General features: G+C 67.3%; 16 protein-coding genes and 2 tRNA genes. 9 read left to right on the top strand and 9 right to left on the bottom strand.

The genetic code is table 11. The features are described 5' to 3' along the window. Nucleotide 1: 1 nt before the first annotated feature. From phaE to AB4Y92_RS08720, 3 genes are all read right to left on the bottom strand, one after another. Nucleotides 2-1,219 (bottom strand): class III poly(R)-hydroxyalkanoic acid synthase subunit PhaE, encoded by a 1,218-nt coding sequence (gene phaE, locus AB4Y92_RS08730; RefSeq protein ID WP_441819252.1) that lies wholly within the window; start codon nucleotides 1,217-1,219, stop codon nucleotides 2-4. Nucleotides 1,220-1,569: 350 nt separating this feature from the next. After that, entirely contained in the window at nucleotides 1,570-2,184 is a 615-nt protein-coding gene (gene pssA / locus AB4Y92_RS08725) for a CDP-diacylglycerol--serine O-phosphatidyltransferase (RefSeq protein ID WP_215058119.1), read from the bottom strand. 263 nt (nucleotides 2,185-2,447) lie between these two features. Continuing rightward, nucleotides 2,448-4,433, bottom strand: a complete 1,986-nt coding sequence (locus AB4Y92_RS08720; RefSeq protein ID WP_441819251.1) for a 3-hydroxybutyrate oligomer hydrolase family protein — start codon at nucleotides 4,431-4,433, stop codon at nucleotides 2,448-2,450. Between the two features lie 104 nt (nucleotides 4,434-4,537). On the opposite strand from AB4Y92_RS08720, the gene AB4Y92_RS08715 reads away from it, so the two are divergent. After that, nucleotides 4,538-5,203: a response regulator transcription factor gene (locus tag AB4Y92_RS08715; RefSeq protein WP_057943200.1), complete on the top strand. Its 666-nt coding sequence runs from the start codon at nucleotides 4,538-4,540 to the stop codon at nucleotides 5,201-5,203. 282 nt (nucleotides 5,204-5,485) lie between these two features. Here the strand turns inward: AB4Y92_RS08715 and AB4Y92_RS08710 are convergent, their stop codons facing one another. Then, complete coding sequence (locus AB4Y92_RS08710) at nucleotides 5,486-8,842, bottom strand: hybrid sensor histidine kinase/response regulator (RefSeq protein WP_441819322.1); 3,357 nt, start codon at nucleotides 8,840-8,842, stop codon at nucleotides 5,486-5,488. Nucleotides 8,843-9,158: 316 nt separating this feature from the next. Further along, the gene (locus tag AB4Y92_RS08705; protein ID WP_441819250.1) at nucleotides 9,159-11,390 is read right to left on the bottom strand and encodes a TonB-dependent receptor; all 2,232 of its coding nucleotides are present in this window, start codon (nucleotides 11,388-11,390) and stop codon (nucleotides 9,159-9,161) included. A 424-nt stretch (nucleotides 11,391-11,814) separates the two neighbouring features. Here AB4Y92_RS08705 and AB4Y92_RS08700 point away from each other — a divergent pair, with 424 nt between their 5' ends. The 8 genes from AB4Y92_RS08700 to AB4Y92_RS08665 all read left to right on the top strand — a co-directional run bounded on the left by AB4Y92_RS08700 (nucleotide 11,815) and on the right by AB4Y92_RS08665 (nucleotide 20,226). Next, nucleotides 11,815-13,212, top strand: coding sequence for a GntP family permease (locus tag AB4Y92_RS08700; protein ID WP_057943202.1), 1,398 nt, complete (start codon nucleotides 11,815-11,817; stop codon nucleotides 13,210-13,212). A 117-nt stretch (nucleotides 13,213-13,329) separates the two neighbouring features. Continuing rightward, the gene (locus AB4Y92_RS08695) at nucleotides 13,330-14,241 is read left to right on the top strand and encodes an STM4015 family protein (protein WP_441819249.1); all 912 of its coding nucleotides are present in this window, start codon (nucleotides 13,330-13,332) and stop codon (nucleotides 14,239-14,241) included. A gap of 3 nt (nucleotides 14,242-14,244) precedes the next feature. After that, nucleotides 14,245-15,399, top strand: a complete 1,155-nt coding sequence (locus AB4Y92_RS08690) for an STM4014 family protein (protein WP_441819248.1) — start codon at nucleotides 14,245-14,247, stop codon at nucleotides 15,397-15,399. Next, nucleotides 15,392-16,222 (top strand): STM4013/SEN3800 family hydrolase, encoded by an 831-nt coding sequence (locus AB4Y92_RS08685; RefSeq protein WP_441819247.1) that lies wholly within the window; start codon nucleotides 15,392-15,394, stop codon nucleotides 16,220-16,222. Before AB4Y92_RS08690 ends, AB4Y92_RS08685 begins: the two co-directional genes overlap by 8 nt. Next, nucleotides 16,219-17,601 (top strand): STM4012 family radical SAM protein, encoded by a 1,383-nt coding sequence (locus AB4Y92_RS08680; RefSeq protein WP_441819246.1) that lies wholly within the window; start codon nucleotides 16,219-16,221, stop codon nucleotides 17,599-17,601. The genes AB4Y92_RS08685 and AB4Y92_RS08680 overlap by 4 nt, the downstream gene beginning before the upstream one ends. A 17-nt stretch (nucleotides 17,602-17,618) precedes the next feature. Next, nucleotides 17,619-18,518, top strand: coding sequence for an STM4011 family radical SAM protein (locus AB4Y92_RS08675; RefSeq protein ID WP_441819321.1), 900 nt, complete (start codon nucleotides 17,619-17,621; stop codon nucleotides 18,516-18,518). A gap of 181 nt (nucleotides 18,519-18,699) precedes the next feature. Beyond that, entirely contained in the window at nucleotides 18,700-19,464 is a 765-nt protein-coding gene (locus AB4Y92_RS08670; protein WP_441819245.1) for a hypothetical protein, read from the top strand. A gap of 477 nt (nucleotides 19,465-19,941) precedes the next feature. Further along, on the top strand, nucleotides 19,942-20,226 hold the full coding sequence (locus tag AB4Y92_RS08665; RefSeq protein ID WP_441819244.1) for a hypothetical protein: 285 nt from the start codon (nucleotides 19,942-19,944) through the stop codon (nucleotides 20,224-20,226). A gap of 419 nt (nucleotides 20,227-20,645) precedes the next feature. On the opposite strand, the gene AB4Y92_RS08660 is transcribed toward AB4Y92_RS08665, so the two are convergent. From AB4Y92_RS08660 to ppsR, 4 genes are all read right to left on the bottom strand, one after another. Beyond that, nucleotides 20,646-20,721, bottom strand: a tRNA-Glu gene (locus tag AB4Y92_RS08660). 54 nt (nucleotides 20,722-20,775) lie between these two features. Beyond that, nucleotides 20,776-20,851: transfer RNA gene (locus tag AB4Y92_RS08655), tRNA-Ala, on the bottom strand. Between the two features lie 22 nt (nucleotides 20,852-20,873). Next, nucleotides 20,874-21,434 carry a DUF1249 domain-containing protein gene (locus AB4Y92_RS08650; protein WP_441819243.1) on the bottom strand — a complete coding sequence of 187 codons (561 nt, stop codon included), beginning with the start codon at nucleotides 21,432-21,434 and terminating at the stop codon, nucleotides 20,874-20,876. Nucleotides 21,435-21,785: 351 nt separating this feature from the next. Beyond that, entirely contained in the window at nucleotides 21,786-22,607 is an 822-nt protein-coding gene (ppsR, locus tag AB4Y92_RS08645) for a posphoenolpyruvate synthetase regulatory kinase/phosphorylase PpsR (protein ID WP_441819242.1), read from the bottom strand. Between the last annotated feature and the right edge of the window lie 67 nt (nucleotides 22,608-22,674).

Here is a 22,674-nt window from a genome sequence, read left to right as displayed (position 1 = left end):
CTCAGCGCGCTCCCTGCTTGGCCAGCTTGGCGGTCTTGGCGCGCTTGCCCGGCTTCGCCGCGGCGGCGAGCGGTTTCGACGGCGGCTGCGGCCGCGCGATCGCGGTCTTCTTCACTGCCTTCTTCGCCGCCGACGGCGCGGCGGCGGCGGACGGCACGGCCTTGAGCCGCGCCGGCGCGGCCGACTTGCTCGGCACCGCGGCGCTGGCCGCGGCGGTGCGCGCCTTGGCCGAGGCCTTGGTCGCGACTTTCTTCACCACCGCCTTGGCCGGCGGCTCGGCGGCGCGCGCCGGCTTGGCGTTGTGCAGTTCATCGCGCAGACGGCGCAGCTCGCGTTCGAGCTGGACGATCTTGCGATGCGCGGAGTCGATCTCGGTGCGGGTCGGAATGCCGAGGCTGCCGCTGGCCTGTTCGATCTCTTTCTGCACACCGGCGCGCAGACGCATCTGCGAATTCACCAGCGCGGCGTAAGCGTCGCGGAAACGCGGCGACAGCGCGATCTCGGCATAGGCTTCTTCCGCCGCGTCGATCCACAGATCGAACAGGCCGCGCGCGGAGGTGATCTGACGGCCCGGTTCGCTGCGCTCGGCGAGTTTGTCCTCGAAGCGCGAGAACGCCTCCTGCCCGGCTTCGGCCATCAGCGCGTTATAGGCCTGGCTTTGCTTCTGGTAATCGGCATTGGCCTGGGCCAGTTGCTGCACGCGCTCCTGATGCTCGCGCGCGAAACCGAACGCCGGCAGGCCGAGCAGCGACTGGCCTTCGTGCTGCGCGCGCTCCAGGAACGGCGCGATCTGCTCGGCCCAGCGGCTGAAATCCTGCTGGCCCGGACCGCGCATGGAACCGAACATGTCCGCGAACGGATTGGCGCCGCCCCCGCCCAGCGCCTGCTTCCAGGCACCGGCGATATCGCCGGCCGACGCGTTGCTGCCGGCGAATTGCGCGGCGAGTTTCTGGATTTCGCCGAACCAACCGCGCGCCTGGCTGTTGAAACGGTCCAGGGTGTCTTCGACTTGCGGATTGCCGCCCTTGGCCATCTGCGACCACCAGTTGATCGCCTCGTTCCAGCCCGGCACCGAAGGTTGCGCGGACTGCGGCGTGGCGCCGCGCATCATCTCGCCCCATGCGCCCCAGTATTGTCGCGCGAGCCGGTCGAAATCCTGCGCACTGACGCCTGCGCCGAAATCGCCGGGGTTGTTCGAGCCGAAACCGAAATTCGCCATCGCCGTCTCCAGGGTTTGCGCCGATCATAGCAATGGCGCGTTGCGCGGCGGTGGTGACGGCGTCGCAGAGAATCGGCGTGGTGCCTGGGTGTGCGTTGGTGGCGTATTCAGGGGGTGTGGCCGATACAACCACCGACGACACCCCTGCTGTTGCCCCCTTTAGAAAAGGGGGCGGCGCCTGCGAAGCAGGCGCGGGGGATTTGAGCTTTTGCTGTTGCTTTATTCAGCGCAAAAAGCAAATCCCCCCTACCCTCCGGCCCGCAGGCATAGCCTGCGTGCGTTCAGTGCCGCGCGAACCTGCGGTTCGCAAGCAGCGGCCCTTCACCCTTTTTCAAAGGGGGGAACAGCCATCAGGGCTTGGGAATACGCAACGTCTTGCTGATCATCAACGACCCCGACAACGCGAACATCAGCACCATCGGATGGAACAACCACGGTCCGATGCGCACACCGCCGAACCACAGGTCTGCGCCGATCGCGCCCTGCCATGCCGCGATCGCCAGCACGATCACCAGCGCCAGGCTGGTCGGAATCGGCGTGCCTTCGAAGTATTTGACTTTGCCTTCGTCGCCCGACAAAGCCTCGGCGGTGACGTTGTAACGCGCCAGGCGGCTGACGCCGCAGCCGACGAAGTAACTGAGCACCACCCAGTCCCAGCCGCCCTGCAGACCGCAGGCGTAGGCCAGCGCCGCGGGCGCGACGCCGAAGGAGATCACGTCGGCCAGCGAATCCAGTTCGCGCCCCAAGGTGGACGACGACTTGCGCCAACGCGCGACGCGGCCGTCGAGCGCATCGAAGATGAAGGCCAGCGGGATCAGCGCCATGCCGATCATCAGATCGCGCACGCCGCCTTCCTGCAGGAAACGCATCGCGGCGAAGATCGCGCCGGTGCCGCAGAAGGCGTTGGCGAGGGTGAACCAATCCGCGAGATGGAATTCGCGGAGCATCGAAAAATGACGCGGCATGCGGCGCTGCTCCGTGGCGAACGGCGCATGGGCCGTTCAAGGGGAGGTTCAGCGTGCCAAAGCAGGCGCGTGGGCCGCAAGGGGCCAAGGTCGCAAAGCCGGCGCGGGCTGGCGTCGAAAGGGTCGGAATGAATCGGCTCAGGCGCGCGCGCGGCGGCAGAAAATCAGCGGCGAGGTCGCTGCGACGGGGCTTCCGGCACAAAGCACCAGACCGATGCGCCTGCAAGGCCGCGAGCGTCGCCGACCGCGACGCCCGTTCGGCGTCACTCCGGAATCGCGAGATTCTCCGCCTTCAAACCCTGCCCCTGCGCGCGCGGCGTGGTCTCGATGACCGCATCGGCCGGCAGCGGCTCGCCGCGCTCCAGGTACGCGTCCACCCGGTCCAGCGCCGTATACACATACGGCAACAGCGGCAGATAGCGCGCGCCCAGCGCCGGCAGGCCCAGGAACGCGTCGAAGTGCTGAACGTTGCGCACCTGCCAGTAACTGAGCCGGGCGCCGGCCTTGCGCGCCATCGCCGCATAAGGCGCGCTGCTGAACGCAGGCGGGATCAGGCCGTCGTCCAGGCCGTGCACCACCACGATCGGCAGGCCCTTGCGCGGCGTGCCGGCGCGGGTTTCTTCGATGCCCTTGCGCACGCGTTCGTGCGCGCGCGTCAGCGTCTGCGCCGAGTCGGGCGCGATCGCCGGTTGCAGCAACTGCCCGCTCCACAATTCGCGCAGGCCCGCCAACGGCGCCAGGCGCTGCTGCGGATCGCTCGCGGCCGGGCCGAACAGTTGCACGCCCGCGCCCGGCGGGATACCGCTGGCGTCGGCCCACCAGGCCGCGCGTTCGTTGTCGTTGGCCGCGCGCGACGCCGCCGGCACGTCCTTGCTCGCCGGCGTGGCCGCGGCATAGACGTAGCGCACCCAGGGTTGATCCGGATCCTTGCTGCGCGCCTGCGCGGCCGGGGCGAACCGCCCGTAAGCCGAGGCATAAGTCGCGGCAACCGCGCGCCACAGATCGAAATTCACCGACAAGGCGCCGGCGCGCAGCGCATCGTCGCTCCAGCCGCTGTCGCGCATGCGCTCGTAGGCGGCCTGCGCGCGCGCCGGAGTGCCGGCCTGCTTGGCTTCATCGCCGAGCAAGCCCACCGACGCGGCGAAATCGCAATACGACTGCGCGCTGTCGCCGGTGATCGGCGCCACCGGCATCGCCGCCAGCGGTTTGTGCAGCAGCGCGCACGGCATCAGCAGCGCCGCCTGCGTGGTGTAGTCGTACAAAGGCCGCGCGCCTTGCACGTAGATGTTCGGCTCGCCGGCGACGACCGCGTCGAGCCAGCCGTCGGCGAGCGCGCCGTCGCCGCGCAGTTCGGCCGCGCGCAGCACCGCGCCGCCGCCGTTGGAAATGCCCACGGCGATGATGCGGGTGTTGGCCGCGGTGAACGGCGCCTGCTGCGGGAACGCCTGATCCAGCGACGCCAGCGCGAATTGCGCGGCCTGGCGCACGTGCCGGCCCCAGTCGGCCTCGGGGTTGTCCTGCGAATGCGCGTGCTTGAAGGCGATGCCGGCCCCGCCCTCGCGCTGGCCGGCCTTCGGCGTGAACGCAAGAGAGTCGTCGGCGCCGCCGAGGGTGCCGTCGGCGCGCACGCCGCGGCCGGCGTCGAGATCGAAATAATCCGTGCCCGCGCCCTTGTCGGTGTACGCGACCGCGCAGCCCTTCGGCAGGCCCCAGGCGCCGGCGACGGCGATCGAGCCGTAGATGCCGCGCGATCCCGACGACGCGGTGACCACGACGCAGCGCTTCTTCAGATCGAACCCATCGGGCACCTGCACCAGCACGCGATGCGGCTGGCGCGCGCCCGGCACGGTGGCGAAAGCGCTGAACTCGCGCCCCGGCACCGGCGCCAGACTGCCGTAGAGCTCGCCGTAACCGCCGCCGGGGGCGAGATCGGCGATGCCGCGCCAGTTCGCCCACAACGCGCGACGGCGCAGTTCGGCCGCGGTGGGATGGGTCGCGTCGGCGAACGCCGGCGGCACCATCGCGCGCAGACCGTCCAGGCCCAGGCCGGCGCTGAGCAGATCGTCGTGCTCGCCGCGATGCTCGGTCTGGCGTTGTTGAGTGAACATCGGCTTGGAATCCTTGACGGTGCCCGGTCCGGCCGGCCGGGCGGCGCGCGCGCTGGCCGCGGCGGCGTCGGGCGAGGCGATGCAGACCGACAGGACGAATGCGGCGCAAACCGCGGCGGTGCGTAGGCAATGGGCGCTCATGCCCGCAGGCTAACAAGTTCGCCGCCCCACCCTCATCGTACTTTCGTACAGCCTTGCCGGTCCTGGCGCGGAGCGGCCGCGACGGGCCTGCTAGGCTACCGCCGATGCCGACCCTGCTGATCGCCGACGACCATCCGCTGTTCCGCGCCGCGCTGCGCCAGGCCGCCGCCGATGCGGTACCCGACACCGTGGTGCGCGAGGCCGGCACGCTCGACGATGCGCTGGCGGCGCTGGAAGCCGAGCCCGGCATCGATCTGGTGCTGCTGGATCTGCACATGCCGGGCAATCACGGTCTGGCCGGGCTCGCGGCGATCCGCGCCCAGTACCCGGGCACCGCGGTCGCGGTGGTGTCGGCCAACGACGATCCGCGCGTGGTGCGGCGCGCGCTCGATCACGGCGCGGCCGGTTATCTGCCGAAGAGTTCCGGACTGGACGAACTGCGCGATGCGATCCGCGCGGTGCTGGCCTGCGAGCAATGGCTGCCGGCGTCGTTGCGCGCCGCGGTGGCGCGCACTCACAGCGATCGCGGCGACGCCGATCTGGCTTCGCGCCTGGCCAGTCTGTCGCCGCAGCAGTTCCGGGTGCTGAGCCTGGTCGCGCAAGGATTGCTGAACAAGCAGATCGCCGACCGCCTGGACGTGCAGGAGCGGACGGTGAAGGCGCATCTGTCCGCGATCTTCGACCGTCTCGGCGTGCGCAATCGCACTCAGGCCGGCGTGGTGTTGCGCGAATTGGAACTGTCGGACCCGGCGCGCCGGATCGAAGACTGAAACTCTCCGGCGGAACATCCCAGTCAGAAATTCACAATCGACGCCAACCTGGAGCGCGCACGCTCACGGTCGCTCACCGCAATCGCATTTTCGTTCACCTGCTTCATCAAACCGCCTGCTCAGGTTTGTCCACACAGCCTGTGGACAAACCTGCGGACAGATCGGGAAGAGTCCGCGCAATCCTTTATGACATAAGCATTGCAATAGGTTTGGCTAAAAAATCGCCACGGAATTTTCTTGACTTTGTCTTCACGACGCGCGTCCACCGAAACTTCGGCGCAATTATCCCGTCGTCACGCTTCCGCGCTCCACGCCGCCCGCCGCCAGCAAGCGGTCCAGCACCGATTTCAGCGCCAGCGGCTTGACCGGCTTGGCCAGCAGCGACAGCCCGGCCGCGTGTACGGCCTGGCGGACCTGCGCGCCGGTGTCGGCGCTGAGCAGCAGGCACGGCCGCGCGCCGAACTCCTCGCTCAGGCGCTGGGCCAAGGCCAGGCCGGTGTCGTCATGGTCCAGATGGAAGTCGAACAGCCACAAGGCCGCCGGCCGCGCCCGCATCGCCGCGCGCGCGTGTTCGCCGTCGGCGACGGCTTCGACCTCGCAGCCCCAGCGCCGCAACACCTCGCCCAGCGCCGACAGCGCCTGCGGATCGTTGTCCACGGTCAGCACGCGCAAGCCGCTCAGGCCGCGCTGCGGCGCCGCAACCGCGACGGAGGCGAGTAAACGCGGCGCATGCGCCATCGGCAAGCGCACACCGAACGCGGTGCCGCGGCCGATACGGCTGTGCAGCGTCAACGGCGCTTCCAGCAATTGCGCGATGCGGTCGGCGATCGACAGCCCCAGGCCCAGGCCCTGCCCCGGCGCGTCCGGGCCGCGGCGGAATTCTTCGAAGATCGCGCTGCGCTGCGCCGCTTCGATGCCCGGGCCGGTGTCGTGCACTTCGATCGCCAGCATGCCGTCGCGGCGGCGCACGCCGAGCAGCACCCGGCCATGCGCGGTGTAGCGCACCGCGTTGGCGAGGAAGTTCTGCAGCACCCGCCGCAGCAGTTGCGGATCGCTGCGGGTCCAGGCGCGCGTGGCGACGTAGCTCAGGCGCAGACCGCGCGCGGCGGCGATCGCGGCGAACTGCGCGGCCAGCGGTTCCAGCACTTCGCTCAGCGGAAACTCGCGCGGCTGCGGCACCAGGCCGCCGGCCTGCAGGCGCGACATGTCCAGCAGCCCGGTCAGCAGATCGCCGGTGGAATCCAGCGCGCCGCCGATCTGCGCGGCGGTCTCGCGTTGGGCCGGATCGTTGAGCTGTTGGCTCAGCGCATCGGTGAATAACTGCGCCGCGTGCAGCGGCTGCATCAGGTCGTGGCCGACCGCGGCGAGGAAGCGGCTCTTGGCTTCGTTGGCACGTTCGGCTTCGCGCGTGGCGACTTCCAGATCGGCGGTGCGTTCGGCGACGCGTTGTTCCAGAGTTTCGTTAGCCTGGATCAGCCCGGCCTGCGCGCGACGGAACGCGGTGACGTCGGTGAAGGTGGCGACGAAGCCGCCGCCGGGCATGGGATTGCCGCGGATTTCGATGATGCTGCCGTCGGCCAGCACGCGCTCGGACAAGTGTGGAGTGCCGGCGCGCATGAAGGCCAGGCGCCGTTCCAGCGCTTGCTCCAGATCGCCGGGCGGCGGTAGGCGCTGCATCGCCCAACGCGCGAGGTCGGCGATCGGCCGGCCGATCTGCAACAACTCCGGCGGATAGCCGAACAACTCCGCGTAGCGCCGGTTCCAGGCCACCAGATGCAGGCTCGCATCGACCACGCTGATGCCCTGGCTCATGTTCTGCAATGCCGCTTCCAGCACGCGCTGATTGAAGCGCAGATCGGCCGAGGCTTCGCCGACGATCGCCGCGACCGTGTCCAGATCGCGCCCGGCTTCGCGCCGCGCCGCGTCCAGCAGCACCCGCGCCGACGATGAGCCCAGCACCGCGGCCAGTTCGCGTTCGACGCCGGCTTCCACCGCCGCCTCGACCGGCGCGCCCAACGGCACGCCGTCGAGCAATTGCGCGACGCGTTCGCGCGGCAGGAAACGCAGGCCGGCATCGCGCAAGGTCTGTGCATCCAGACCCGGCTGCGCGCTGCGCGGCGACTCGCGCCGCCACATCGCCGCGAGCACCGTCGCCAGCGTGCCGACGAACAAGCTGGCGCCGACCGCGCGGCCCAGCCGGCTCCAGCCGGTCAGGCCGAACAGATTTTCCGGCGCCAGCGCTTGCAGGCCGAACGGCCCGCTGCGCAGCCATTCCGGCGACAGCCCGCGCGCCTCGAACAACAGCGGCAGCAGCAACACCCAGGCCCAGGCGGCGAAACCGGCGGCGATGCCGACGATCGCCGCGCGCGCCGGCGTCTGCGGCCGCCACACCGCGAACGCCAGCGCCGGCGACAGCGTCGCCAACGCCGAGAACGACACCGCGCCGACATCGGCCAGCGCTTCGCTACCGGCGATCAATCGGCTGTAGCCCCACGCCAGCAGCATGATCGCGACGATGCCGCCGCGCCGCAGCGCCAGCACCCGTCCGCGCAGATCGCGATTGCGCGACCACGCACCGCGCAGCAGGTTCGGCGCGAACCAGTGGTTGCCGATCATCAGGCTCAAGGTCAGCGTGCTGACCACGACCATGCCGGTGGCGGCGCTGAGGCCGCCGAGAAACGCGAACAGGGCCAGCGCTTCATGGCCCTGCGCCAACGGCAGCGCGAGCACGTACAGATCCGACGGCACCTGCGCACCGAGCACGGACTGGCCAACCTTGGCCAGCGGCAACACCGGCAAGGCGATCAACAACAGATACAGCGGGAACTGCCAGCGCGCGGTGCGCACGTCGCGCTCGTCGCGGCATTCGACCACCGCGACATGGAACTGGTGCGGCAGGATGAACATCGCCAGCGCGCCCAGCAGCACGAACGGCGCGAAGCCGCCGGCCGGCGGCGCGGGCACGGCGGCCACCGCGGCCTTCGGCATATCGTCCACGCCGAACCAGACGAACACGCCCAGCGCCAGCATCGCGGCGAGCTTGAACACCGACTCGAACGCCATCGCCAGCACCAGCCCGCGATTGTGTTCGGCCGCGCTGGCGCGGCGGGTGCCGAACAGCATCGCGAACAAGGCCATCGCCAGGGCGACGTAGAGCGCGCTGTCGCGCCAAGCCGGCAAGGCGGCGCCATCGGTGGCGCGCGTGGTCAGCATCGCGAAACTCATCGCCACGGCCTTGAGCTGCAGGGCGATGTAGGGAATCAGGCCGAGCGCGGCGACCAGGGTGACGGTCGCGGCCAGCCACGCGTCCTTGCCCAGGCGCGTGGCGATCAGATCCGCGAGCGAGGTCGCGTTGGTTTCGCGCGCCAGCTTGACCAGCTTGACCATGAAGGCCACGGCCAGGGCGTAGAGCAGGATCGAGCCAAGGAAAGTCGGCGGCAACGGCCAGCCGTAGCGCGCGGCCTGGGTGACGGTTCCGTAGAACGTCCACGAGGTGCAGTGCACCGCCAGCGACAGCGCGTAGATATGCCGCCAGTGCCGCGCCAGCACGCCCGGCCGGCGCTCGGCGTACAGGGCGGTGCCGAACATCAACGCCAGCCAGGCCAAGCTGGCCAGGGCTACGGTGGTGAGGCTCAGCATGGGCACGGACGGGGAGGCATCGGGGGAGGATAGCGTGCTGTTTGGTGGGAAGAGCAAAAGCGAATCCCCCCTGCCCCCCTTTTTTAAAGGGGGGGAACGGCAACGGCAAAGGCGATTGCTACAGCTATCGTCGCGACTGCAGCTCAAGCCACGGACCGCTACGCTGCATCAGCCTCCGTCCACCTACCTACCGGATCTCCCCCTTTGAAAAAGGGGGACTAAGGGGGATTTGCCTTTGCTCTAAAAAAAATGAGCCCCCGCCCAAAAGACGGAGGCTCACCGCGGCCCCCCAGCCGCGCTGCCCGCTCGCAGCCGATCAGAAGTCGTACTTCACCGACAAGGTGTACTGACGCGGCGGCCCGTAGAAGCCGGTGTAAACGCCCAGCGCCGAATTAAGGCTGTAACCGGTGGTGCGATATTCCTTGTCCGCCAGATTGCTGCCCTGCAACGCCACCGTCCACGGCCCACCGCTCTTCCAGGTCACGCCGGCGTTGACCAGGCCGTAGCCGTCCTGGGTGATCGGTTTGGCGCCGGTGCGCACGATCTCGGTCGTGGCGACCACGTCGCTCTGATAGCTGTAACCCACGCGCGCCGAGAGATTGCCGCCGCTGGACAGATCGATGCGGTACTCCACGTTCACCGCGCCGGAGAAATCCGGGGCGTTGGTGAACTCCTGCTCATTGGCGATGTTGACGCCGGCGTACATGAACTCGTCGTACTTCGCGTCCAGCCACGCCACGTTGCCGGACACCAGCCAATGCTCGTTCGGCAGCCACTGGTACTCCACCTCCAGGCCCTGCACGGTGCCGGAGCCGGCGTTGGTGAAATCACCGAAGAACGCATCGTTGGTGCCGTCGCCGTTGCTGTCGTAGGCGGTGAACACCGACAACTGGATGTCCTTGTACTTGTTGTGGAAGTACGACAGGTTCAAGAACATGCGCTGATCGAAGAACGCCATCTTGCTGCCGATTTCATCGCTGTCCACGACCTCGTCGTCGAACGGCTCGGCCGAACGCGGCACCGCCGCGGCCTGGGCGCGGATGTTGTAGCCGCCGGACTTGAAGCCGCGCGTGGCCAGGCCGTACAGCAGGATGTCGGGCGTGAGCTGATAATCCAGCGATACCTTCGGCGAGGTGTTCTTGAAGTTGATGCGGCGGTCGAAGTTGGCCGCGACCACGCCGTTGGGAATGGTGAAGTTCGCGTCGCGATAGCCGCGGTTGAGCACCTTGGCGCGCTTGTCCTCGTCGGTGTAGCGCGCGCCGACGTCGAGCTTGAGCTTGTCGGTCAGATCGAAGGTCCAGTCGCCGTAGAACGCGATCGAATCGGTATAGACCGTGCCCTGGGTATCGCCGAAGCTGGCGTTGAAGAAGTTGTTGAGCACCTGCCCGCCGGCCTCGCCGTCGAAGGCGTACACGCCCATCACCCCGCGCGCGCGGCCGCCGCTGTCGTAGTTGGCCTGCAACTCGTGGCTGACCTGCTGATCGCTGTAGAACGCCTTCACGTCGGCGATCTTGTTCGGCAGCGTGTCGAAGTCGATGTTGGTCTCGGTGTCGGACTCGCGCTTGGCCAGCACGTACTTGAAGGTCCAGTCCTCGTTGGCGCGCCAGTTGATCGTGGCCGAAGCGCCCTTGATCGTGGTGTCGTTGATGTTGGGCATGCCGCTGCGGATGTCGTAGCGGTCGTTCAAGGGCTGGAAGCCGGGGGCGAAACGGTTGGCCGCGAGCATCTTCGCGCCGCGCACGCCGGACTGATCGTCCATCCAGTCGAAGGCGAACTGGAAATCCAGCGCGTCGCTGACATAAGCGCCCAGGCTGCCGCGCAAGGCCAGCACTTCCTTGTCGCTGACGTCCTGGCCGGTGAACGTGTTCTTGCCGAAGCCGTCGCGGTTGAGGCTGGCCACCGACAGGCGTCCGCGCAAGGTCGCATCGCCGCCCTGGGTCGGGCCGCCGATCGGGCCGGCGACCGCGGCCTTGACGTCGAGCTGGCCGTAATTGCCGACCGTGACCGAGGCGAAGCCGTCGAAGTGGGTCGGCAACCCGCGCGAGACGTACTTGATCGCGCCGCCGATGGTGTTCTTGCCGTACAGCGTGCCCTGCGGGCCGCGCAGCACTTCGATGCGCTCCACGTCGAACACGTCGAGCAAGGCGCCCTGCGGACGGGCGATGTAGACATCGTCCATGTAGATGCCCACGCCCGGGTCCACGCCCCACAGCGGATCGGACTGGCCGACGCCACGGATGTAAGCGGTGATGGTGCTGCTGGAGCCGCGCGCGGCGTAGATGGTCAGGTTGGGCACCTGCGCGTCGAGATCGCTGAGGTCCTCGACGTTTAGGCGGTCCAGCGCCTCGGGCGTGAAGGCGGTGATCGAGATCGGTACTTCCTGCAGCGTTTCCTCGCGCTTGCGCGCGGTCACGGTGAGTCCGCCGAGGGTCTTGGCCTCGCCGACCGGCGCGGCGTCCTGGGCCCAGGCGGCCGGCGCGATCAATGCGCTGGCGATGGCCAGGCTCAAGCCCTGGCGGCGAAGGTGCTGGTTGATGCTCAGTTTCACTAGTGTGTTCTCCCCAATCCGATTGGTGCGCGCGCCGGTTCCGAATCGGCTGCCGGCGGCCCGCGCACAAGCAGTCGCGTCGCCGCCACCGCCGCTGTCGTTGCATTCCTTGCCCCCGGCCGCATGTGCCCCGCGTCCTGCGGGCCGCGCATCGTGGCCGAAGCGCGAGACGGCGAGCGCGGCCCGATCCGGCCGCATCCCACGCGATTCGCGCCGCCCAAGGCGCCGCATCCCTGCCGCATCCATGCCGCACATGCGAACAGCGGCGGTGGAGGCAAGCTCCCCCGTCATGGCGCAAAGCCTATGAGGCGCGGCCCGCGCCGGGCAGCTGTACCTTCGGACAATGCCCCGCCCACCCGCGCATTGCCGACACTGCGCGCAGCCGGGCCAAGCCGCCGGCGTTGTCCGCTGGGGAATCGAACCGATGGCGTTTTTGATCGTGCTGGCCGCGTTGTGCTTTCTGATGTATGTCGCCTACCGCGGCCACAGCGTGATTCTGTTCGCGCCGATCGCCGCGCTGGGCGCGGTGCTGCTGACCGATCCCAGTCTGGTCGCGCCGATGTTCACCGGCTTGTTCATGGACAAGATGGTCGGGTTTCTGAAGCTGTACTTCCCGGTGTTCCTGCTCGGGGCGATCTTCGGGAAATTGATCGAAACCTCCGGATTTTCCAAATCGATCGTCGCGGCAACGATAAGATTGGTGGGGCGCGAGCGCGCGATGCTGGCCATCGTCGCGGTGTGCGCGCTGCTGACCTACGGCGGCGTGTCGCTGTTCGTCGTGGTGTTCGCGGTGTATCCCTTCGCGGCCGAGCTGTTCCGCCAGAGCGATATTCCCAAGCGGCTGATTCCCGGCACCATCGCCCTGGGCGCGTTCACCTTCACCATGGACGCGCTGCCGGGCACGCCGCAGATCCAGAACATCATCCCGACCGCGTTCTTCGGCACCGACACCTGGGCCGCGCCGGTGCTGGGCACGCTGGGCGGCGTGTTCATCCTGATCGCCGGCCTGATCTATCTGAACTGGCGCCGCCGCGCCGCGCTCAAGGCCGGCGAAGGCTACGGCGACAACCTCATCAACGAACCGGCGCCGTTCGCCGGCGGCAAGCTGGCGCATCCGTTGCTGGCGATCGCGCCGCTGCTGTTGGTCGGCATCGCCAACAAGGTTTTCAGCGTGTGGCTGCCGCAGGCCTACGGCAAACAGCACAGCTTCGATCCGGCGGTGATCGGCGACGCCGCGCCGGTGGTGCAGGAGGTGTCCAAGATCGCCGCGATCTGGGCGGTGGAAGGCGCGCTGCTGATCGGCATCGCCGCGGTGCTGGTCTTCGCCTGGAAACCGGTGATGGCCAGTTTCGCCGAAGGCAGCAAGGCGGCGATCGGCGGCGCGCTGCTGGCGGCGATGAACACCGCCAGCGAATACGGCTTCGGCGCGGTGATCGCGGCGCTGCCGGGATTTTTGGTGGTGGCCAATGCGCTGGCAGCGATTCCGAACCCGCTGGTCAACGAAGCGATCACCGTGACCGCGCTGGCCGGCATCACCGGCTCGGCCTCCGGCGGCATGAGCATCGCCCTGGCGGCGATGGCCGATACCTTCATCGCCAACGCCCACGCCGCATCGATTCCGATGGAGGTGCTGCACAGAGTCGCGGCGATGGCCTCCGGCGGCATGGACACGCTGCCGCACAACGGCGCGGTGATCACCTTGCTGGCGGTGACAGGTCTAAGCCATCGTCAGGCCTACAAGGATGTGTTCGCGATTACCCTGGTCAAGACCGCGGCGGTGTTCGTGGTGATCGGCCTGTACTACGCGACCGGACTGGTCTGAGCGCGTTCGCCGCGTAAGCACGAAGTCTGTTGTGGGAGGTGCTTCAGCCCTCCCACATAAGCCGAGACCTTGGTTATGCTGGCGCTCTCTTCAGCAGGTGCAGGCAAGGAGCCCCACGTGACCATCGGCGAATATTCGCAGATCTACCGCGGCAAACGCGTCGTCAACTTCAGCATGGGCGACACGCCCGCCGGCGGCGACGTGGTCTATCGCCTGACCCAGGATTACGACAGCGCCGAAAGCCAGCGCGATCTGCTCGACAACTTTCTGTCGCAGGTCGATCCCTCCCAGCTCGAAGCGCTGATCATCGGCGCATGGAGCGAGGCGCAGGAAGAAGGCCCCGGCGGCTATCTCGATGGCTTGATCGAGCGTCGCGCGCAGTTGCCCGCGCTCAAGGCCTTGTTCATCGGCGACATGACCTTTGAGGACTGCGAGATCTCCTGGATCATCCAGACCTCGTACAACCCGCTGCTGGCGGCGTTCCCGAATCTGCAGTCGCTGCGCGTGCGCGGCTCCACCAATCTGGAGCTGCAGGCGTTCCGACACGATTCGCTGGAAGAACTGGCGATCGAATGCGGCGGCCTGCCCTCGAACATCGTCGATGCCATCGCCGCTTCGACCCTGCCGGCGCTCAATCACCTGGAACTGTGGCTGGGCAGCGACGGCTACGGCTTCGACGGCGGCATCGCCCCGTATCAGAATCTGCTCGCCAAGATCGACCCGCGGCGGCTGCGTTACCTGGGCCTGCGCGATTCGGAAATCAGCGACGAACTGGCGGTATGGCTGGCGCAACAGCCGTGGCTGGGATCGCTGCAGACCCTGGACCTGTCGCTGGGCACGATCGGCGACGTCGGCGCGCAAGCGCTGGCCGAAAGCCCGCACCTGGGCACGATCGAGCGTATCGACCTGAGCCATCACTACATCTCGCCGCCGTGGCAGCAGAAGCTGCAGGCGCTGCCGTGCACGGTGGTGCTGGAAGACCATGAAGACGAGGACGACGGCGACCGTTACGTCGCCGTATCCGAGTAACCCGTGCCCGCCGATTGGCTGCTGATCGGCCCACGCGGCAGCCGCCGGCTCCGGGGGCTGCAGCAGGCCCTGCGCGAGCGCGGCCTGGGCGCGGCCGAGGAACTGCATTACGAGGCCTTGCTGGACGATCCCGGCCTCGCCTTTGAGGCGATCGCGCGGCGGCCGCGTGCGTTGGTGAAGATCGAATCGCCCGGAGAAGCGCCGCGCCTGCATGCGGCGCTAATCGAACGCGGCTGGCGCCGGCTCGGCGAGCCCGCGCCGCGGCCGCGTGAGCTGGAACACGGCGAACTCGCCTATCAGCACTACTGGTTCGCGGGCTTTCGCGATCTGCTCGATGCCTTGCCGGCGCAGGCGAATTATCTCAACCCACCCGACGACATCGCCGGCATGAGCGACAAACTCGCCTGCCAGCAGCGCCTGCGCGCGCACGACGTCGCAACCGCGCCGCTGCTCGGCCGCATCGACGGCTATGCGCACTTGCGCGAACTCATGCGCGAACACGCCTGCGCGCAGGTGTTCGTCAAGGCGCGTTTTGGTTCCTCCGGCGCCGGTGTATTGGCGTATCGCTGCAATCGCCAAGGCGGCGAAGCGTTGTACGGCTCGGCCGAACTGGTCGAAACCGGATCGCCGGGCGAGGCTACGGTGCGGGTGTTCAATTCGCTGAAGCCGCGACGTTACGGCGACAGCCGCCGGATCGCACGATTGATCGACGCAATCACCGCGCAGGAAGCCTATGCCGAACGCTGGATCGCCAAACCGCGCGCGCCGGATGGCGCCGCCGGTCACTACGACATCCGCACCATCGCCCTGGACGGACGCGCACGCCATCGCATCGCCCGGATCGGCCGCGGGCCGTTGACCAATCTGCATCTGGGTAATCGCCGCGCCGAGCTGGGCGATTGGCTCGACGCCGACACCATGCGCGCGCTGGATACGGCGACCGAGCGCGCCGCGGCGGCATTCGCTGACAGCCGCATGATCGGTTTCGACCTGATCCTGCGCGACGGCCGCGCCTGGATTCTCGAAGCCAACGCCTTCGGCGACTTGCTGCTGAACCTGCAATGGCAGGGCCTGAGCACGTATCAGGATCAGGCCCGCATGTCGGCGACGCACCCGGCCCATCCGTCCCGCCGCATCGCCGAGCCGGCCCATGTCTGAGCCCGCCGGTTTCGCCAATCCCGACATGCGCGCCATCGTCGGCCATCGCGATCTGCTGCTGATCACCCTCGACACCCTGCGCTTCGACGCCGCTCAACGCTGCTTCGAACGCGGCGAACTGCCGGTGCTGGCGCAACACCTGCCGCCGGCCGGCTGGGAGCCCAGGCATACGCCAGGAAGCTTCACCTACGCCGCGCACGCCGCATTCTTCGCCGGATTCCTGCCGACGCCGGCGCGGCCGGGCCCGCATCCACGCCTGTTCGCGCTGGATTTCGAAGGCAGCGAAACCACTGCGGCCGGGACGCATGTGTTCCGCGATCGCGCCGACATCGTGTCCGGCCTGGGCGATGCCGGCTACCGCACCATCTGCATCGGCGGCGTGGGTTTCTTCAACAAACGCAATCCGCTGGGCTCGCAGTTTCCGGACCTGTTCGACGAAAGCCACTGGAACCCCGGCTTCGGCGTCACCGCGGTCGATTCGACCGAGCGCCAAGTCGCACTGGCCTGCGAGCGATTGCGCAGCGACGAGTTGCGCGATCGCCGCTGCTTCGTCTTCATCAACGTCTCCGCCCTGCACCAACCCAATCGCCATTACCTGCCCGGCGCCGAATGCGACGGCTACGACAGCCATTGCGCCGCGCTGCGCTACGTCGATGGCGCGCTGGCGCCGCTGTTCGCGGCCCTGCGCGCGCGCGGCGGCGCGTTCGCGATCGTCTGCTCCGACCACGGCACCGCCTACGGCGAGGACGGCTATCACGGCCACCGCCTCGCCCACGACACAGTGATGACCGTGCCCTACGCGCATTTCCTGCTCAATCCATGAACGCCATCGCCCAACCCGCCGCGCCGCACCGTCTCGCCGATCTGCTGCGTTTGCCGCCGTATCAGGCGTACTCGTATTCGTACCCGCACAAGACCGCGTACCGGCCGCTGCAGCCGGCGCAATCGCTGGCGCAGCTGTGGGCGGACGAACCCCGCGACGCCTTGTTCTTGTACCTGCACATCCCGTTTTGTTCCTACCGCTGCGGCTTTTGCAATCTGTTCGCGCTGGCGCGGCCGGAACCGGCCAAGGTCGCGGCCTATCTGCAGCAGATGGAACGCCAGCTGCGCGCCACCGCGGCGGCGCTGGGCGAGCATCGCTTCGTGCGCTTCGCCCTCGGCGGCGGCACGCCGACCTATCTCGACGCCGAGCAATTGCGGCGCGTGTTCGATCTGGTCGAGCGCCATGCCGCGATCGATCTGCAGGCCGTGCCCGCCGGCATCGAGGTGTCGCCGGAAACCGTCGATCTCGAAAAACTGCGCCTGTGCCGCGAGCGCGGCATCGACCGCGTCAGCATGGGCATCCAGAGTTTCAGCGACGCCGAGGTGCGCACGCTGGTGCGGCCGCAACAACGCGCGGTGGTGGAACAGGCGATCGCCGCGATCCGCGAAGCCGGCATCGCCACCATGAATCTGGACCTGATCTACGGCATCGCCGGCCAGACCCGCGAGAGTTTCCTCGCGTCCATCGACAGCGCGCTGGCGCATTCTCCGGAAGAACTCTATCTGTATCCCTTGTACGTGCGTCCGCTGACCGGCCTGGGCCGGATCGAAGCCAAGAACGGCGCCCGCGCCGGTTTCGCCCTGCAGGCCGAACCGGTGGACGATCGCCTGGCCTTGTACGAAGCCGGCCGCGAACGCCTGCTCGCGGCCGGTTACAGCCAGGTGTCGATGCGCATGTTCCGCGCGCCGCACGCGCCGGACCTGAGCGGGCCGGTGTACTGCTGCCAGAGCGACGGCATGGTCGGCATCGGTTGCGGCGCGCGTTCCTACACCTCGGCTCTGCACTACTCCAGCGAATACGGCGTGGCGCGGCGCAGCGTCGCGGAGATACTCGATCACTACCTCGCCCGCGACGAAGCCTCCTTCGCCAGCGCCGACTACGGCATCCGCCTGAGCGCGGACGATCGCCGCCGCCGGCACGCGATCCAGTCGCTGCTGATCCGCCCGGGCCTGGATCGCGCCGACTATCGCCGCCATTTCGGCGCCGATTGCCTGGACGATCTGCCGCAACTGCGCGAATTGTTCGAACTCGGCCTGGCCGCGGCCGATGACAACCTGATCGAACTGACCCAGGCCGGCCTCGCCCGCGCCGACACCATCGGCCCGTGGCTGACCTCGGCGCAGATCGCCGAGCGCATGCACGACTACAGGTTGGGCTGAGCATGTTCGCCGCTGACATGCATCTGTCGGTGCTCTACCGCGGCCGCCTGAGCAGCTGCAACTACGACTGCGGCTATTGCCCGTTCGCGAAGACCTACGACACCCGCGCCGCCTTGCGCCGCGACGCGGAGGATCTGGCGCGCTTCGTCGAATGGGCCGGGCAACAGACGATGCAGTTGTCGATCCTGTTCACGCCCTGGGGCGAAGGCCTGGTGCGCCGCCACTATCGCGATGCACTGGTAAGGCTGAGCCAACTGCCGCGGCTGCGCCGGGTCGCGATCCAGACCAATCTGTGCGTGGGCATGCGCTGGCTCGATCAGGCCGACCTCGACAAGCTCGCGCTCTGGTGCACTTACCACCCCAGCCAAGTCAGCCGCGCGGCGTTCCTGGCGCGTTGCCGCGAGCTGAACCGGCGCGGCGTGCGCCACAGCGTCGGCATGGTCGCCATGCACGAACACCTGGATGAAATCGAGGCCCTGCGCCAGGAACTGCCCGCGGCCACGCCGCTGTGGCTCAACGCCTACGACGAACGCCCGCCCGGTTACTACGACGAGGCCCAAATCGCCCGGCTGCAGGCCATCGACCCGCATTTCCGCTACAACCTGGAACCCTCGCCCAGCCTCGGCGCGCCCTGCCTGACCGGCGAAAACGTGGTCTCGGTGGACGGCGACGGCAACGTGCGCCGCTGCCATTTCGTCGCCGAGCCGCTGGGCAATCTGTACGACGGCAGCTTCGCCGCGCGGCTGCGCCCGCGCGCCTGCCCCAACGCGCGCTGCGACTGCTACATCGGCTACGCCCACCGCAAGGACCTGCCGTTTCAACGCGATTACGCCGGCGGCGTACTGGAACGGGTGCCCTCGTTCGTCTTGTCCTCTGCGCCGGGCCCCGCCCCCGCGCCGATCGAGGCCGCGCCCTAGGCGCTTGCCACCGCTTCCCGCAAAGGACCGCAGTATGTTCAAACCCCTTTTCCCCGGCCCGGCGAACGCCGCCCGGGCTTCGTCCGTCCATGGCCCCTGCCCGGCATCGCCGGACCCGTTCGCCACGACCCGCGCCGCGCCGCGGGCCGGCACCTCCAACTCCCACCGCAAAGGAAGCACGATGTCTCCCAACAGGATCTTGAACACCGCCCTGGCCGCACTGCTGATCTGCGCAGTCGCGCCGCCGTCGCTCGCCGCTCCGGCCGGCAAGAGCGCCAAATCGGCCAAGGCCAAGGCGAAGAAAGCCGCGAAGGCGCCCGGCGCCGGGCTCAAGCCGGAACAAGTCGCGGATATGTACATCCAGGTCATGCTCAAGAACGATGTCGACACGGCCAAGCGCCTCAACGACTACGTGCGTCCGGAATTCTCCGGCGAGGATCAGTTCGACATCGCCACCCTGGAGCAGTCGCAACAGTCGTTCCAGACCCAGTACAGCCAGTTCGCCGACGGCCTGCTCGCCGAAATGCCCAAGGTTTCCGCGAAGAAAGCCAAGCCCGCGCTGGTCTCGGCGATGCTGGCGCAGAGCGCGGCCGCCTCGGGTTCCGAGTGCCGCGCGCTGTCGAGCAAGACCCATCCGAACGAATACATCCATGGCCAGCAAATCGCCGAAGTGACCTACGAATGCCGCGTGCCGGCGATCGACGGCGGCCTGCAGCACCGACTGGAAAGCAAGGGCGCGCCCAAGTCGATCAAGACCAAGGTCGCGCTGGAAGTCTTCACCGGTTACCAGAAAGCATTCGCCAGCGCCGGCGGCAACACCCGCACCATCAACGGCACCATGTCGCTGTACGGTTTCCCGGGCAAGCCCTGGCTCACCAACGGCGCCGACCAGATCCTCCAGTTCGTTACCGACGGCATGCTGGAAACGCCGCCGTCGGCGGACTGAGCCGCTGAATCGGACGCGCAACGGCGGCTGCGCCGTTGCATGTCGTGTCTGCTTGGTCGCGGATCGGCGTGATGCGTCATCGCGATCCGATCGTCGTCTGCATCGATAGTTCCTGGCTCGCGCCTGAGGCTTCGCAGGTTCTGCGAAGCCTCGTGATCGCATGCGCTTGTCGTCGCGCATGATCGTGAAGAAGTACCTATCGCAACTCCGCCGACGACGCGACGCACGACGCGCTTCATGACGCAGCACGGCGTTGACGATGTCGCGAATACAGAAACGCAGAAGGCCGCCTTTCGGCGGCCTTCTGCGTTTTTTGGCGTCCCCACGGGGATCCGAACTTAACCTCCCGACTCGCCCGCGCCCATCGAACACCCCTTCGAATCAGGTTTTCACCGCGCAGCCGGCATCGATTCAGGTATCTCGTGGGCACGTGTCCGGGTATGGCCTGGTGTCTCGCTTGTACACCACGGATCCAAGTTGAATAACTCCTGGCGAGACAAGGTGAATCGGCAGGCTGACTGGCTTTTGCGCCTCAGGATGCGAGAGGCATTGATCGCACCCCGCATACCGAAGAACTGCAACTCCAACATCCAGTCCACCGTTGACTTCACCTTCAAAGAACTCGGCACCACCATCGCCTTCCGACGACCACACCTTGCCGCTTCTGCAGATCACCGTCTGCTTGTGCAGCTTGATCTTGGAACCGTCGATATGAAGCGAGTTCTGCAAGTACCACTCATCATCGATGCCCGGCTGATTTAGGTCATCGGCTCGCTCAAAGCCGATATATGCATTCACGTGCCAAGGAAGGGGCGGCGGAGGCGGTGGATCTTTTGTTCCAGTTGCGCATGCAGCCACCGTTGCGGTGACCACCATCGTCAATGCGACCAACAGGTTCCGTGTCATCTCATTCCGCTCGCTCAGTGGAAGGCCAATGCCCGCGGATGTCCGCTTTGGGTCGAAAGCGGTCGTCAGGATGCGACCCGGGGCTGGGAATGTCCACGCCCCCCCGAATTACGCTGCAATACCGCCGCTCATTTCGGTTGATGGTGGGCCGCCGCCGCAACCCACCTCACGCACCGACGCGCTTTCGACATCGCACATATGACGCAGCACTGCGTTGACCATGTCGCGAACACAGAAACGCAGAAGGCCGCCTTTCGGCGGCCTTCTGCGTTTTTTGGCGTCCCCACGGGGATTCGAACCCCGGTCGCTACCGTGAAAGGGTAATGTCCTAGGCCTCTAGACGATGGGGACAAAACTGATTGTTCTTGCAGCTAACTCGTCGAAAACCCTTTCAATTTCGAAGAGTGGTGGAGCCAGCCGGGATCGAACCGGCGACCTCTACAATGCCATTGTAGCGCTCTCCCAGCTGAGCTATGGCCCCACGTGCTGGAAAGACGAACATCTTAGCGGCTGTTCAGCGATGTCGTCAAGCGGTCATCGCCAACTTTTTTTGCCGTTCCGGCGAAACCAGGTCCGTGTGGATCCGGTGACGCCGGGTCGTGCTCGACGGGGCGCAATGTTGCCATGCAATGACCACGTTCCGCTAGATACTCGAGCCACTTTCCTAAAAAAGTATTCATCCGCATGCGATGGCCGATGACTTCGGCCGGCGGCGGGTACATGCCGATCACGTCCTGCCAGCGCCGGCCGATGTAGCAGTGCGTGGCTTCGACCTGATGCGCGTCGTGGTACAGGCGCAGATACGCGGACGGATCGGGCTCGCCGGTCAGCGGGTCCAGCAGCGCATACGTCAAGCGCATTTCGGTGGTGTAGCGGTGTTGCTCGATCACATCCAGGCGCAGAACCAGGCCGTCGCCGATATCGGACAGATAGGTGCCGCGCGCGAGTTCGGCCGGCGCGAACATGCGGGTCAGACGATCGTGATTCTCCGCGTACAGACCCATCAACCAGCCGAAGCGGCTGAGTTTGGGGATGCGCGCGAAGCGGGAGGCGGATTGAGTCATGCAGGCGATCCTACTCTTGTGCGGGCGTTCGCGGCAGGATTGACGGAATGACGAAAAACCCTTAATTTATAGGCTCTTTCGCGATGGTCTTCGAAGCCGCTTTCGAGCTTCCCGGGCCAGCGGCCATTCAGCCTTCCGCACGCCGGATCGGCCTTCCTTCTACGCTTGTTCGATGACCGCTGTCCGCCGCGGTCGGCGTTGTTGCGTGCGCGTCCGCGCCGGGCGCAGTTCATCGCCGTTCTTTAGGCCACGCGAGCAGCCGAAAACACCCTGAAATCAGGCCCGGCGAGCGCACCCGCAGCGACGCAGACAGTCAACGGCGGCCGCAGCGGACCGCCCTGCCCGCGCACCTCAGAACATTTCCCGATGAATCCCCAGCGTCGTCAGCACCTTGCTGGCGATCTCCTCAATCGAGGTGTGGGTGGTGCTCAAGGTCGGGATGCGCTCGGCGCGGAACATCATCTCGGCCGCGGCGACCTCGCGCTTGCAGGTGTCGAGCTGGGCGTAGCGCGAGTTCGGCCGGCGTTCCTGGCGGATCTGCTGCAGCCGGACCGGGTCGATGGTCAGGCCGAACAGCTTGTTGCGGTAGGGCCGCAGCCGCGGCGGCAGGCGGTCGTGCTCCAGGTCTTCCTCGGTCAGCGGGTAATTGGCCGCGCGCACGCCGTAATGCAGGGCCAGATACACGCAAGTCGGGGTCTTGCCGGCCCGCGACACCGCCACCAGGATCAGGTCGGCCTCGTTGTAGTCCACGCTCTGGCCGTCGTCGTGGGTCAGGGCGAAGTTCATCGCGTTGATGCGGCGGTGATACGTGTCGAAATCGGCGATGCCGTGGGCCTGGCCGATCCGGCGCTGGCGGGTTTCGTGCAGTTCGCGCTCCAAAGGCTCGATGAACGGCGCGAATACGTCCAGCATCAGTGCCCCACTCTCGGCCAGGGCCGCGCCGACGTCGCCGTCCATACACGAATTGATCACCACCGGGCGCACACCGTGGGCGACCGCGGCCTCGCGGATCTTGGCCGCGGCCTCCTGCGCGCGCTCGACGCTGTCGACGAAAGGCAGGCGGTCGGTCACGAAACGGGTCTCGGTGAACTGGGTCAGCAGGCTATGGCCGATGGTCTCGGCGGTGATGCCCGTGCCGTCGGAAACGTAGAAAACCGGTCTGGTCCCTGCCATCGATAACCTCGTCAGAAAGCTGCACCAATACGAAAAACCTCGCCGGATCAAGCTTGTATGCACCCGA

This window comes from Lysobacter sp. TAB13 (assembly GCF_052113885.1).
Classification (GTDB): domain Bacteria; phylum Pseudomonadota; class Gammaproteobacteria; order Xanthomonadales; family Xanthomonadaceae; genus Lysobacter; species Lysobacter gummosus.
This window is presented reverse-complemented; position numbering and strand designations above follow the sequence as displayed.